Below are 13,323 nucleotides of genomic sequence, written 5' to 3'. Positions count from 1 at the left end.
ATGACTGAAAATGCACGACGCGGCACCCTCGAGCGCGCGATTGAAATCGCCGCCGCCACGCATGCCGGCCAGACGGACAAGGGCGGCGCGCCGTACATCCTCCACCCCTTGCGCGTCATGCTGCGCGTCGCCCCCGGCGCCCAGCAGATAGTCGCCGTGCTGCATGACGTGGTGGAGGACAGCGACGGCAAAGTCACCTTCGACGACCTGGCGCGCGAAGGATTTTCCCAGGAAGTCATCGACGGCATGCGCGCCGTGACCAAGGTCGAAGGCGAGTCGTATGAGGCGTTCATCGCCCGCGCGGCGTTGAATCCGGTAGGCAAGGCCGTCAAGCTGGCTGATCTGGCTGAGAATAGCGATTTGTCGAGGATAGATAGGCCGACGGAGAAGGATTTGGAGAGGGGGGAGAAGTATCGGAGGGCTATTCAGCAACTCATGTCGCAGGAATGATTCTTGAGTGCCGAGATCGTGTCCGAGCGTGAGACCAGAGGCCGGCACCTGTGAAGACGTTGTCAAAAGGCTGAGGTCTTGCGGAAATGGCGGAACTGATCCTGGTCGCCGACACTTCTCTTTTCCTGTGCGCAGGTTTGTTGATGCTCATACCGGTACGTAGTGAACGTGAGCTGAGGCGTCACTCCATTGGAAGCTGGCATACCATCACCACCATGCCAATGGCAACTTTGTCTGTTTGGAAGGGGATTTCGCCCCGCTCTTTAAAACCCTGTTTTGCGTAGAAGCGGCGAGCATTTAAGTTTGTTTTGAGCACATCTAACCATATCAGGCTCTCTTTGCGCTCCACCGCCAGATCATGAATGTAGCTCAAGAGCTGCTTCCCATAACCGCGTCCTGCCTCGGATTTGAGGAAGTATATCTTCTGCAGCTCCAGGCCCACTTCGCCGCTGATAGGCGCCGGTTTCGACAAGTTGACCTTGGCGAAGCCGACGACTTTTCCGCTTTCATCGGAAGCGACAAGCCAGACTTGTGTCAATGAAGCCAGCGAATCTTCAAGCGTGCTGGGAGAAAAATCTTGGTCCAGAAAATCCAATATTCCGGTAGCGGACCAAATATCCGAAAAATGCTCACGGTAGGTCTGGCAGCCGATTTCCTGTAGAACGCGCAGGTCTGCGATTTCAGCTTCACGGATATTAATCATATTCTTTCGGTTTGGTCAGAAATGGAGATGCAATGATATTGTAAATTGCATCATTTCGTTGGGACTCTGTGGGCGGAGTCGTACGGTGAACAGCGGAACGAGAAGTCCGATCCGCCATTGGTACACGACCTGAGCGACTGATGTTGTCGTTAGGAAAAACCGCCTGCGACGCAAAACCTAGTCAGAAGAATCGAAGAGGGTTGCGCTTGCAAGCGCAACCCGGTTTTGCGGCGTCGAGCTGCGCTCGCCGAAGGCCCCGCAAAACCCCCGCGCCCGTACCGGACGCGGATGCGACGCTCGCGTTCTGCATGCATGGAATAAATAAAAAGGGCCTCCCCACCAAAACGGGGAAGCCCTTTTTATTTATTCAGTGGTGGAGACGGCGGGAATCGAACCCGCGTCCGCAAGCACTCTACAGACAGTTCTACATACTTAGCACTATCATTTAATTTAACTCAGCCAGCACGGATGTGCACGTTATGGGCAAGCGAGTTACCTATTATTTAGTCGGACGCTAAGTAACCCAGCATACGACGAGTCCCTGTAAATGACTCTAGAGCTTTTGACGGCCCACCCCAGGGACGAGGTGTTCTAGAGCTAACAGCGATTAAGCTGCCAGTGCGTACGAGTTATCGTTTGCAGTTAAGTTTTTTCAGGTTGTATTTACGAGGTAGCCCGCCCTCGGTATGCCCTGCGCTGCTTTGCAACCCACGTCGAAACCAGGTCGTCCCCACAGAACCTTCATTGTAGCGCAATCTGCCCACTCTTGCATGATGCATTCGCGGTAAGGAGCGAGGCAGCTTTGAATCGCTTGAGCCAGACGAATTGGAGGGGCTTGTGCTGGCAGGCACAAGCCGGTTGTGCGGCGCCGGGCTGTGCCCGCCGAAGTCCCGCACAACCCCCGCGTCCGCAAGCACTCTACAGACAGTTCCACATACTTGGCACGATCATTTAATTTGACTCAGCCAGTACGGATGTGCAGGTTATGGGCAAGCGAGTTACCTATTATTTAGTCGGACACCAAATAACCCAGCATCAGACGAGCCCTGTGGTGACTCTGGAGCTTTTGACGGCCCACCCCAGGGACGAGGTGTTCTAGAGCTAACAGCGATCAAGCTGCCAGTGCGTACTAGTTATCGTTTGCAGTTAAGTTTTTTCTGGGTGTATTTGCGAGGTAGCCCGTCCTCGGTATTCCCTGCGTTGCTTTGCAACCCACGTCGAAACCAGGTCGTCCCCACAGAAGCTTCTGTGTAGCGCAATCTGCCCACTCTTGCATGGTGCATTCGCGCCATAGACGTAAGGGGTCTGACCCGCCGGGTCAGACCCCAGCTTTCCACTGCGGAAAGTGCTGCTCCTCAGGCCGCCAACTGCCGCTCCTGCGCCGCCTTCACCACGCCAGTCACCAGCTCCAGCAAGGCCAGTGGCGTATCGAGCAAATGGTCGGCGTTCCAGTGCTGCGGCTCGACGGCGCCGCAGTAGCCCCAGGCGCATGCGACCGTGCGCATGCCGGCGGCGCGGCCGGCCTGGATGTCGCGCAGGTCGTCGCCCACGTACCAGCAGTTTTCCGGCGCCAGGTTCAGGCGGCGGGCCGCTTCCAGCAGGGGGGCGGGGTGCGGTTTCGGGTGGGGCATGGTGTCGCCCGATATCACGCAGCCGGCGGCGCCCAGGCCGATCTGGCCGACCAGCGGGTCGGTGAAGCGGGCGGCCTTGTTGGTGACCACGCCCCAGGCCAGGCCCAGAGCTTGCAGGCCTTCCAGCATGGCGGGGATGCCGTCAAATAAACGGCTTTCCACGGCCAGGGCCGCTTCGTAATTGTTCAGGAAGCCGTCTTTCAGGGCTTCGTAGCCGCTTTCGCCAGGAGCTATTCCATACGACGCGCCTATCATGCCGCGCGCGCCGGCCGAGGCCGTGGGACGCAGGATGTCATACGGGGTCGGCGCCAGGCCGGCGCGCGCGCGCAGCAGGTTGATGGCCGCTGCCAGGTCGGGCGCGGTGTCGGCCAGGGTGCCGTCGAGGTCGAACAGAATGGCGCGCGGGGCTGGCAGATGGTCAGTGATCATGGCGGGCAAAGTGTGTCAAGTGGGAATGAAAAATGGCGGCCGCAGCCGCCTTGTATTGTGCGTGATGGTTACAGCGGCCGGGTGCAGGCCACCAGGTAATTGACGCTCGTATCGCTATTAAGTGAGTAAATCTTGGTCAGCGGATTGTAGCCCATGCCGCGCATGCTGTTAACGTCCAGGCCGGCGCTGCGCAGGTATTGCGACAGCTCGGCCGGGGTGATGAATTTGTCATAGTCGTGCGTGCCTTTCGGCAACAAACGCAGCAGGTATTCGGCGCCCAGGATGGCGAACAGATACGCTTTCGGGTTGCGGTTCAGGGTCGACAGGAAGACGTGGCCGCCCGGTTTGACCAGCGCGGCGCAAGCCTTGACGATGGCGGCGGGGTCCGGCACGTGCTCGAGCATTTCCATGCACGTCACGACGTCGTACTGGCCCGGCTCTTCCTCGGCCATGGCTTCTGCGGCGATCAGCTTGTAGCGTACCTTGGCGCCTGATTCCAGGCTGTGCAGGTCGGCAACTTTCAAGGCCTTGTCGGACAGGTCGATGCCCGTCACGTCGGCACCCTTGCGGGCCATCGATTCGGCCAGGATGCCGCCGCCGCAGCCGATGTCGATCACGCGCTTGCCGGCCAGCGGCACTTTCGCGTTGATCCATTCCAGGCGCAGGGGGTTAATTTCGTGCAGGGGACGAAACTCGGAAGTGGGGTCCCACCAGCGGTGGGCCAGCTCACTGAATTTTTGGATTTCGAGAGGGTCGGCGTTCATAGGTCGAATAATAGCGGCAATTTTACAATTGGGCAGCCACGGACGAAAAAAAACCCCGCCGTAGCGGGGTTTTTCATGCTGTTCTTGACTTGCGCGATGACTTGCGGCAAGTCCAGGGGTTCAGCAATTACTTGTTGCGGGTACCAACAACTTCGATTTCCACGCGACGGTTTTTCGCACGGCCTTCGGCAGTTTTGTTATCAGCAACAGGTTGTTTTTCGCCTTTGCCTTCGGTGTACACGCGGTTGCTTTCAACGCCTTTGTTGACCAGGTAGGCTTTGACAGCATCAGCACGACGTACCGACAGTTTTTGGTTGTAAGCATCGGTGCCGACGGAGTCGGTGTGACCCACAGCGATGATGACTTCCAGGTTGATGCCACCCAGTTGTGCGGCCAGCTCGTCCAGCTTGGACTTGCCTTCTGGCTTCAGCGTAGCTTTGTCGAAATCGAAGAATGCATCAGCAGCGAAGCTGACTTTTTCCGAGGTAGGAGCAACTACGACTGGCACTGGCACGACTGGTGCTGGTGCTGGAGCTGGTACGACTGGTGCTGGAGGAGCCACGCATTTGCCGTCTTGCAGGGTTTCTGGCTCTACGCACAGTGGTACGTCGCAACCTGGCACCGCGTCAGCAGGTGTCCAGTAGCCGGTACGCCAGCACAGGCCGAATGGGTCACGCACGATTACGCCGCGAGCATCTTGCACATAAGCGCTTTTTGGGCTTGGTGCTTTGATGTCAGTGGTAACTGGCGCGAATGGTGGGGAGGTTGGGGTTTGGGCCGAAGCCGAGCCAGCAATCACTGCGGATGCAGCGAAAAACAGCGTTACAAATTTATTCATTCTTTTTTCCTTTCGGGGGGTGATATCCGCAGAACAACACTGCGCTACTGGTGCTACGTGCCAAGATTTTATCATGTAGACCATATGCGCTCGTTTCAGATTGCGAAACTAGCAATTAACTTCCCAGTCATTTTGCCACACGCATCAGGGGCACACGACCGTGGTTAAATCAAAGCTTGCCCGATTTTAGACCGTGCGTTGTTTTTGCGCAACGAAAATGCCCATTTGTAACGCATCTGTAACAATTGATCGCTTTTTTTTGCCTCTTTTAAGGGCAGGTGTCTTGAACTGACATTGCCATTGTGCATTATCGACAGGGCAACATGCACGGCTCCGATGCAAACTGCCAATCTTGCCGGTATGGCCAATTTGTACAGGTAGCTGGGCGCGCATGCTAAAATCGTGCGCTTGACTGTTAAGAGTGTCGAGCAAATGCCCACGGCGGCACTGCACGGCCAGCACGTACCCTTGCGGTACCCGTACTGGCTGCGCCGCCAGCCCGCCGATTTGTTCAGGCACTCTGCGACATGGAAACCGGGCCACGCCAGCAGCGCGCGGCACGGCGTCCACGACGACAGCCACCCAGGATATGCAGTATTGCGTCATACATTGCGTAACAGATAAGTTAACCACAGCCTGAGATCAGTCGAACCGCCAATGGATCAATTCGCAAAAGAAACAATTCCTATTTCCCTCGAAGAAGAGATGCGCAAGAGCTACCTCGATTACGCCATGAGCGTGATCGTCGGTCGCGCCTTGCCCGATGCGCGCGATGGCTTGAAGCCAGTGCACCGCCGCGTCTTGTTCGCGATGCATGAAATGAATAACGTGTGGAACCGCCCTTACGTCAAGTGCGCCCGCGTGGTCGGCGAAACCATGGGTAAATACCATCCCCACGGCGATGCCTCGATCTACGACACACTGGTGCGCATGGCGCAAGATTTTTCGCTGCGCTACATGCTCGTCGATGGCCAGGGCAACTTCGGTTCCGTCGACGGCGACGGCGCCGCGGCAATGCGTTACACCGAGTGCCGCCTGGACAAGATCGCCAGCGAGCTGCTGGCCGATATCGACAAGGACACCGTCGACTTCCAGCCCAACTACGATGGCAAGGAAAAGGAACCGACGGTCTTGCCGACGCGTATCCCGAATTTGCTGATCAATGGCTCGTCCGGTATCGCGGTCGGCATGGCGACGAACATTCCGCCACACAACATCACCGAAGTCATCGACGGTGCGCTGCACGTGCTGCGCAATCCCGAGTGCACGATCGATGAATTGATCGAGCTGATCCCGGCGCCGGACTTCCCGACGGCTGGCATCATCTATGGCGTGTCCGGCGTGCGCGACGGCTACCGCACGGGCCGTGGCCGCGTCGTCATGCGCGCCAAGACCCACTTCGAAGAATACGGCAAGGATGGCGGCCGTATCGCCATCATCGTCGACGAGCTGCCATTCCAGGTCAACAAGAAATCCTTGCTGGAACGCATCGCTGAAAACGTGCGCGACAAGAAGCTCGACGGCATTTCCGACATCCGCGACGAATCCGACAAGTCGGGCATGCGCGTGGTGATCGAGCTGAAACGGGGCGAAGTGCCGGAAGTGGTGCTGAACAACCTGTACAAGCAGACCCAGTTGCAAGACACCTTCGGCATGAACATGGTGGCTCTGGTCGATGGCCAGCCCAAGCTGCTGAACCTCAAGCAGATGCTGCAATGCTTCCTGTCGCACCGCCGCGAAGTGGTCACGCGCCGTACCGTGTTCGAACTGCGCAAGGCGCGCGAACGCGGCCACGTGCTCGAAGGCCTGGCGGTCGCGCTGGCCAACATCGATGACTTCATCGCCATCATCAAGGCCGCGCCGACGCCGCCGATCGCCAAGGTCGAGCTGATGGCCAAGGCCTGGGATTCGTCCGTCGTGCGCGAAATGCTGGCCCGCACGGGCGACGGCACGACGCCGGGCGGCGTGGACGCCTACCGTCCGGAAAACCTGCCGAAGCACTACGGCATGCAGACGGATGGCCTGTACAAGCTGTCGGACGACCAGGCGCAGGAAATTTTGCAGATGCGCCTGCAGCGCCTGACCGGCCTGGAACAGGACAAGATCGTCAACGAGTACAAGGACGTGATGGAACATATCGCCGACTTGCTCGACATCCTGGCCAAGCCGGAACGCGTCACCGTCATCATCACCGATGAAATGACGGCCGCGAAGAACGAATACGGCGCAGGCAACAAGGACGTGCGCCGCTCGCAGATCGAGTTGAATGCGACCGACCTGGAAACGGAAGATCTGATCACACCGCAGGACATGGTCGTGACCCTGTCGCACACCGGCTACATGAAGGCCCAGCCGATCACCGAATACCGCGCGCAGAAGCGCGGCGGCCGCGGCAAGCAGGCGATGGCGACGAAAGAGGAAGACTGGATCGACCAGCTGTTCATCGCCAATACGCACGACTACATCCTGTGCTTCTCGGATCGTGGCCGCATGTACTGGCTGAAGGTGTGGGAAGTGCCGCAAGGCTCGCGCAATTCGCGCGGCAAGCCGATCGTCAACATGTTCCCGCTGCAGGACAACGAAAAGATCACCGTGATCCTGCCGCTGTCGGGCGAGAACCGCACGTTCCCGGAAGACCATTACGTCTTCATGTCGACCAGCCTGGGCACCGTCAAGAAGACGCCGCTGAAGGACTTCAGCAATCCACGCAAGGCCGGCATCATCGCGGTCGACCTGGACGACGGCGACTTCCTGATCGGCGCGGCGCTGACCGACGGCCAGCACGACGTGATGCTGTTCTCCGATTCGGGCAAGGCAGTGCGCTTCGACGAAAACGATGTGCGTCCGATGGGCCGTACGGCGCGCGGCGTGCGCGGCATGAACCTGGAAGAAGGCCAGCACGTGATCGCCCTGCTGGTGGCCGAGAACGAGCAGCAGTCGGTGCTGACGGCAACGGAAAACGGTTACGGCAAGCGTACGCCGATCACCGAGTACACGCGCCATGGCCGTGGCACGAAAGGCATGATTGCCATCCAGACCAGTGAGCGCAACGGTAAAGTGGTTGCCGCGACCCTGGTCGATACCAGCGATGAAATCATGCTGATCACCACCGGTGGCGTATTGATCCGCACCCGCGTGTCGGAAATTCGCGAGATGGGCCGCGCGACGCAGGGCGTGACCCTGATCGCCGTGGAGGACGGCACCAAGCTGTCCGGCCTGCAGCGCGTGGTGGAAACGGATATCGACGAAGTCGAGCTGACGACGGAGGCGGACGCCGCGCCTGCGCCGGCGGCGGCTGAACCAGCCGATCCTGTCGATCCGGCACAGCCGGAGTAAGATGATTGGGGCTCTTTCGGGAGCCCCAATTGCTATTGGCGCGTGCTTATGCCGCCAGCAGAATTGCGTAGGTCGGCTTAGCCCGTCGGGCGTAAGCCGACAGGCCTTCCGGCCGCCACCCTTTTACCAGTCATTCAAGACCCCGCATGCCATGAGAAAAATCGTCGCCACCTTCTTCGCCGCGTTTTCGCTGGCCTTCCTCGCGACCCTGCCTGCCCTGGCCCAGAGCACGCAAGCCACGCCGGCGCGCCAGGCTGCGCCCAGCCCCGCCATGAAAGTGGCCGTGCGGCGCATGCTCGACGCGATGCAGTTCCCGCAACTGACGCGCAGCATCTTCGATCAGATGCTGCAATCGGTGCCCGCGATGATCCGCCAGTCGGCGCAGCAGCAAATCAACAGCAACCCGAAACTGGACGAACAGCGCAAGGCGCGCGCGCTGGCCAGCGCCGAGGAAGAAATTCCCCTGGCCATCGCCACCCTGACGCAGGTACTGGCCGACCCGACCCTGATCGACGAGCTGGGCGACGAAATGGTGCCCCTGTACGCGCGCTTTTACACGGTGCAGGAAGTCGAGCAGCTGACGGCCTTCTACAAGACGCCGCTGGGCCGCAAGATGCTGGCCACCATGCCGCAACTGTCTGCCGAATCGATGGCCATCAGCCAGCGCGTGCTGATCCCCCGCGTGAATGCCGTACTTGACCAGGTCATGCGGGCGGCCACGCAGTCGCCCCAATAAGATTTTCATTTTTGCCAAGGATCGTATCGTGACCCATATCTACAATTTTTCAGCCGGCCCCGCCGTCTTGCCCAAGGAAGTGCTGGCGCAAGCGGCCGCCGAGATGCAGGACTGGCATGGCAGTGGCATGTCGGTGATGGAAATGAGCCACCGTGGTCCCGAATTCATCTCCATCTACAAGCAGGCCGTGGCCGACCTGCGCGAACTGCTGGCCGTGCCCGACAACTACAAGATCCTGTTCCTGCAGGGCGGTGGCTTGGGCGAAAACGCCATCATCCCGATGAACCTGGCGGGCCTGGCCGCGCAGCAGCCGGCCACCGTCGACTTCGTGCATACGGGTTCGTGGTCGGGCAAGTCGATCCAGGAAGCGGCCAAGTACGCCAACGTCAACGTGGCCGCGTCGTCCAAGGCCGCCCATTTCACGGGCGTGCCGCCCGTCTCCGAATGGAAGCTGACGCCAGGCGCCGCCTACCTGCACATCTGCACCAATGAAACCATCGACGGCGTGGAATTCCAGCAGGCGCCGAACGTGCCGGCAGGGACCACCATCGTGGCCGACATGTCCTCGCACATCCTGTCGCGCGTGATCGACGTGTCGCAATATGGCGTCATCTTCGGCGGCGCGCAGAAAAATATCGGCCCGGCCGGCCTGACCCTCGTCATCGTGCGCGAAGACTTGCTGGGCAAGGCGCTGCCGATTTGCCCGTCCGCTTTCGACTGGACCATCGTGGCCGAACATGAGTCGATGTACAACACGCCGCCCACCTACGGCATCTATATCGCCGGCCTGGTTTTCCAGTGGCTCAAACGCCAGGGTGGCGTTGCGGCCATGGAACAGCGTAATATTGAGAAAGCGGCTCTGCTGTACGCAGCGCTCGATGCGGACGACTTCTACCAGAACCGGGTCGAGCCCGCATACCGCTCGCGCATGACCATCCCGTTCTATCTGCGCGATGAAAGTCTGAACGACGCATTCCTGGCCGGCGCCAAGCAGCGCGGCCTGCTGCAACTGAAGGGCCACAAGTCCGTCGGCGGCATGCGTGCATCGATCTATAACGCGATGCCGATCGAAGGCGTGCAAGCCTTGGTCAATTATTTGAACGAGTTTGCCGGACGCTGAGTCGCCTAGACGACCGCGCCGGCCCGCCGCCGGCGCAGGCCGTGCGGCCATGATTGAAGTACAGCTGACGAAACAAACCACCATGACCGATAAATTGAAACCGCTGCGCGAACAGATCGATGCGATCGACGCGCAAATCCTCGAGCTGCTGAACCGCCGTGCGCAAATCGCCCAGCAGGTGGGCCACGTGAAGGCCGAGACGCAGGCGCCCGTGTTCCGTCCCGAGCGCGAAGCGCAGGTGCTGCGCGGCGTGGCCGAGCGCAATCCCGGCCCTATGGGCGACCGCGAAGTGCAGACCATCTTCCGCGAAATCATGTCGTCCTGCCGCTCGCTGGAAAAGAGGGTCACCGTGGCGTATCTGGGCCCTGCCGGCACCTTCAGCGAACAGGCCGTGTATCAGCAGTTCGGCAGCGCCGTCGAAGGCTTGCCGTGCGCGTCGATCGACGAGGTATTCCGTTCCGCCGAGGCGGGCACGGCGGACTTCGGCGTCGTGCCGATCGAGAATTCCTCGGAAGGCGCCGTCAACCGCACGCTGGACATGATGCTGCAGACTAGCCTCATCATCAGCGGCGAGGTGGCGATCGCCGTGCACCACAGCCTGATGACGAAGAGCGGCAACATGGAGGGCGTCACGTCCATCTGCGCCCATTCTCAGGCGCTGGCCCAATGTCAGGTGTGGCTGAACCAGAATTATCCGCACGTGGCGCGCCACGCCGTGGCCTCGAACGCCGAGGCGGCCCGCATGGCCGGCGAAGATGGCACGGTGGCCGCGATTGCCAGCGAACTGGCCGGTGCGCAGTACAAGCTGGGCGTGGTCAAGGGCCATATCCAGGACGACCCGCACAACCGCACGCGCTTTGCCGTCGTCGGCACCTTGCAGACGGCGCCGTCGGGCAAGGACCAGACCTCGCTGGTATTGGCCGTGCCGAACAAGGCGGGCGCCGTGTACCAGTTGCTGGCGCCATTGGCCAAGCACGGCGTGTCGATGACGCGCTTCGAGTCGCGCCCGGCGCGCATGGGCAGCTGGGAGTATTATTTCTATGTCGACGTGGAGGGCCACGTGCACGATGCCGCCGTCGCACAGGCGCTGGCCGAGCTGCAGAGCAATGCGGCGTTTTTCAAGGTGCTGGGGTCGTATCCGGTCAGTCTGTGACTTCGATTGATGCCTGTGGTGGTGTCGGATTACGCTCCGCTAATCCGACCTACCCGACATACGGTAAGCTGTAGCTTGGGTTAGCGCAGCGTAACCCAACAACAGCCACCAGCCTAATCATTCACCAACTTTTAAAGAACACCATGTCTAAAAATATCGGTCCAGAATACGTCCGCGCCATCGCCCCTTACCAGAGCGGCAAGCCGATCGCGGAAGTTGCGCGCGAATTCGGCCTCGACGAGGCAGCCATCGTCAAGCTGGCGTCGAATGAAAACCCGTACGGCATGCCGGAGTCGGCGAAGCAGGCGATGATCGCCGCCATCGACGACCTGGGACGCTATCCGGACGCCAACGGCTTCGACTTGAAAGCCGTGCTGTCCAAGCGCTACGACGTGCCGGCAGACTGGATCACCCTGGGCAACGGCAGCAACGACATCCTGGAAATCGCCGCGCACGCGTTCGTGCAGCATGGCCAATCCGTCGTGTATTCGCAGTACTCGTTCGCCGTGTACGCGCTGGCCACGCAAGGCCTGGGCGCGCGCCACATCGTCGTGCCGGCGCAAGCCTACGGCCATGACCTGGACGCGATGGCGGCGGCGATTGCCGACGACACGCGTCTGGTCTTCATCGCCAACCCGAACAACCCGACCGGCACCTTCCTGACGGCCGCGCAGCTGGAAGCGTTCCTGCAAAAAGTGCCGGCGCATGTCGTCGTCGTGCTGGACGAAGCCTACAACGAATTCCTGTCGGCCGACGACCAGTACGAGTCGACGGCGTGGGTGCGCCAGTATCCGAACCTGGTGGTATCGCGTACCCTGTCGAAGGCCTACGGCCTGGCCGGCCTGCGCATCGGCTTTGCCATCGCCCAGCCGGTGCTGACGGACCTGATGAACCGCATCCGCCAGCCGTTCAACGTCAACTCGCTGGCGCAGGCCGCCGCGATTGCCGCCCTGAACGACAAGGCCTTCCTCGAGCAAAGTGCGCGCAATAACGCGGCCGGCTACCAGCAGTTCACGGAAGCGTTTGCGCAACTGGGCCTGGAATACGTGCCGTCGCACGGCAATTTCGTGCTGGTGAAAGTGGGCGACGACGATGAAGCGGGCGCGCGCGTGAACCTGGCGCTGCTGAAGCAGGGCGTGATCGTGCGTCCCGTCGGCAGCTATGGCTTGCCGCAATGGCTGCGCATTTCCATCGGCCTGCCGCAGGAAAACGCCATCTTCATCGCCGCGCTGACGAAAGCGCTGGCCTGACGATATGACGACGCCTGCACTGAACAAGGTAGTTATCTTTGGCGTAGGCCTGATCGGGGGCTCGTTCGCGCGCGCCCTGAAACACGCGGGCGCGGTGACCAAGGTTGTCGGCATGGGCCGCTCGCCGGCGTCGATGGCGCGCGCGCTCGAACTGGGCATCATCGACGCCATCGGCGGCGACATGGCGCAGGCCTTGCATGGCGCCGACCTGGTGCTGCTGGCCGCGCCCGTGGCGCAGACGGGCGCCATCCTGGCATCCATCGCGCCGCACCTGCAGCCGGGCACCATCGTCACCGATGCGGGCAGCACGAAGAGCGACGTGGTGGCGGCCGCGCGCGCGGCGCTCGGTGGCAAGGTGGGGCAATTCGTGCCCGGCCACCCGATCGCGGGGCGCGAGACGAATGGTCCCGATGCCGCGGTCATCGACCTGTATCAAGGCAAGAAGGTGGTGCTCACGCCGTTGGCGGAAAACGCCGCGGCTGACGTCGAGCGCGTGGCGGCCGCGTGGCGTGCCTGCGGCGCCATCCTGCACACCTTGAGCCCCGAAGAACATGACAAGGTGTTTGCCGCCGTCAGCCATTTGCCGCATCTGCTGGCCTTTGCGCTGGTCGACGACATCGCCAACAAACCGCACGCGGGCCTGTTGTTCCAATACGCGGCCAGCGGCTTTCGCGACTTTACGCGCATCGCCGGCTCATCGCCGGAAATGTGGCGCGACATCAGCCTGGCCAACCAGCCGGCGCTGCTGCACGAACTGGACGCCTACCTGGCGCAGTTGACGACCTTGCGCGCCCACCTGGCCGCGAACGACGGCGCCGCCATCGAGGGCGTGTATGCGAACGCCCAGCACGCGCGGCAGCAATGGATCGAGGCGATTGAAACGGCGGAAGTGCCGGCCGCGCCCACACGATAA

At 60.9% G+C, this 13,323-nt stretch carries 12 protein-coding genes and 2 other RNA genes; 7 read left to right on the top strand and 7 right to left on the bottom strand.

Annotated elements, in window-relative coordinates; translation table 11 throughout:
• Complete coding sequence (locus tag V3C40_RS11110; RefSeq protein WP_331777445.1) at positions 1-450, top strand: GTP pyrophosphokinase; 450 nt, start codon at positions 1-3, stop codon at positions 448-450.
• 181 nt (positions 451-631) lie between these two features.
• Here V3C40_RS11110 and V3C40_RS11105 read toward each other — a convergent pair whose 3' ends face one another.
• The 7 genes from V3C40_RS11105 to V3C40_RS11075 all read right to left on the bottom strand — a co-directional run bounded on the left by V3C40_RS11105 (position 632) and on the right by V3C40_RS11075 (position 5,334).
• Positions 632-1,153, bottom strand: coding sequence for a GNAT family N-acetyltransferase (locus tag V3C40_RS11105; protein ID WP_331777444.1), 522 nt, complete (start codon positions 1,151-1,153; stop codon positions 632-634).
• Between the two features lie 371 nt (positions 1,154-1,524).
• Positions 1,525-1,885: a transfer-messenger RNA gene (ssrA, locus tag V3C40_RS11100) on the bottom strand.
• Between the two features lie 169 nt (positions 1,886-2,054).
• Positions 2,055-2,381: a transfer-messenger RNA gene (gene ssrA / locus V3C40_RS11095) on the bottom strand.
• 127 nt (positions 2,382-2,508) lie between these two features.
• Positions 2,509-3,213 (bottom strand): HAD family hydrolase, encoded by a 705-nt coding sequence (locus tag V3C40_RS11090; RefSeq protein WP_331777443.1) that lies wholly within the window; start codon positions 3,211-3,213, stop codon positions 2,509-2,511.
• Between the two features lie 68 nt (positions 3,214-3,281).
• Positions 3,282-3,977, bottom strand: coding sequence for a bifunctional 2-polyprenyl-6-hydroxyphenol methylase/3-demethylubiquinol 3-O-methyltransferase UbiG (gene ubiG, locus V3C40_RS11085; RefSeq protein ID WP_034751812.1), 696 nt, complete (start codon positions 3,975-3,977; stop codon positions 3,282-3,284).
• A 127-nt stretch (positions 3,978-4,104) separates the two neighbouring features.
• Positions 4,105-4,815, bottom strand: coding sequence for an outer membrane protein OmpA (gene ompA, locus V3C40_RS11080; protein WP_034751810.1), 711 nt, complete (start codon positions 4,813-4,815; stop codon positions 4,105-4,107).
• Between the two features lie 186 nt (positions 4,816-5,001).
• Positions 5,002-5,334, bottom strand: coding sequence for a hypothetical protein (locus tag V3C40_RS11075; protein ID WP_331777442.1), 333 nt, complete (start codon positions 5,332-5,334; stop codon positions 5,002-5,004).
• A 138-nt stretch (positions 5,335-5,472) separates the two neighbouring features.
• Between V3C40_RS11075 and gyrA the strand changes: the two genes are divergently transcribed.
• The 6 genes from gyrA to V3C40_RS11045 all read left to right on the top strand — a co-directional run bounded on the left by gyrA (position 5,473) and on the right by V3C40_RS11045 (position 13,323).
• On the top strand, positions 5,473-8,151 hold the full coding sequence (gene gyrA, locus V3C40_RS11070; protein WP_128140252.1) for a DNA gyrase subunit A: 2,679 nt from the start codon (positions 5,473-5,475) through the stop codon (positions 8,149-8,151).
• Positions 8,152-8,302: 151 nt separating this feature from the next.
• Positions 8,303-8,887 (top strand): DUF2059 domain-containing protein, encoded by a 585-nt coding sequence (locus V3C40_RS11065; protein ID WP_331777441.1) that lies wholly within the window; start codon positions 8,303-8,305, stop codon positions 8,885-8,887.
• Positions 8,888-8,915: 28 nt separating this feature from the next.
• Complete coding sequence (gene serC / locus V3C40_RS11060; RefSeq protein WP_319992482.1) at positions 8,916-10,007, top strand: 3-phosphoserine/phosphohydroxythreonine transaminase; 1,092 nt, start codon at positions 8,916-8,918, stop codon at positions 10,005-10,007.
• Positions 10,008-10,089: 82 nt separating this feature from the next.
• On the top strand, positions 10,090-11,160 hold the full coding sequence (gene pheA / locus V3C40_RS11055; protein WP_034751850.1) for a prephenate dehydratase: 1,071 nt from the start codon (positions 10,090-10,092) through the stop codon (positions 11,158-11,160).
• Positions 11,161-11,303: 143 nt separating this feature from the next.
• Positions 11,304-12,410 carry a histidinol-phosphate transaminase gene (gene hisC, locus V3C40_RS11050; protein ID WP_034751805.1) on the top strand — a complete coding sequence of 369 codons (1,107 nt, stop codon included), beginning with the start codon at positions 11,304-11,306 and terminating at the stop codon, positions 12,408-12,410.
• A 4-nt stretch (positions 12,411-12,414) separates the two neighbouring features.
• Entirely contained in the window at positions 12,415-13,323 is a 909-nt protein-coding gene (locus V3C40_RS11045) for a prephenate dehydrogenase (protein ID WP_331777440.1), read from the top strand.

Origin of the sequence: Janthinobacterium sp. LS2A, from assembly GCF_036543145.1 — a bacterium.
GTDB lineage: Bacteria > Pseudomonadota > Gammaproteobacteria > Burkholderiales > Burkholderiaceae_D > Janthinobacterium > Janthinobacterium aestuarii.
This window is presented reverse-complemented; position numbering and strand designations above follow the sequence as displayed.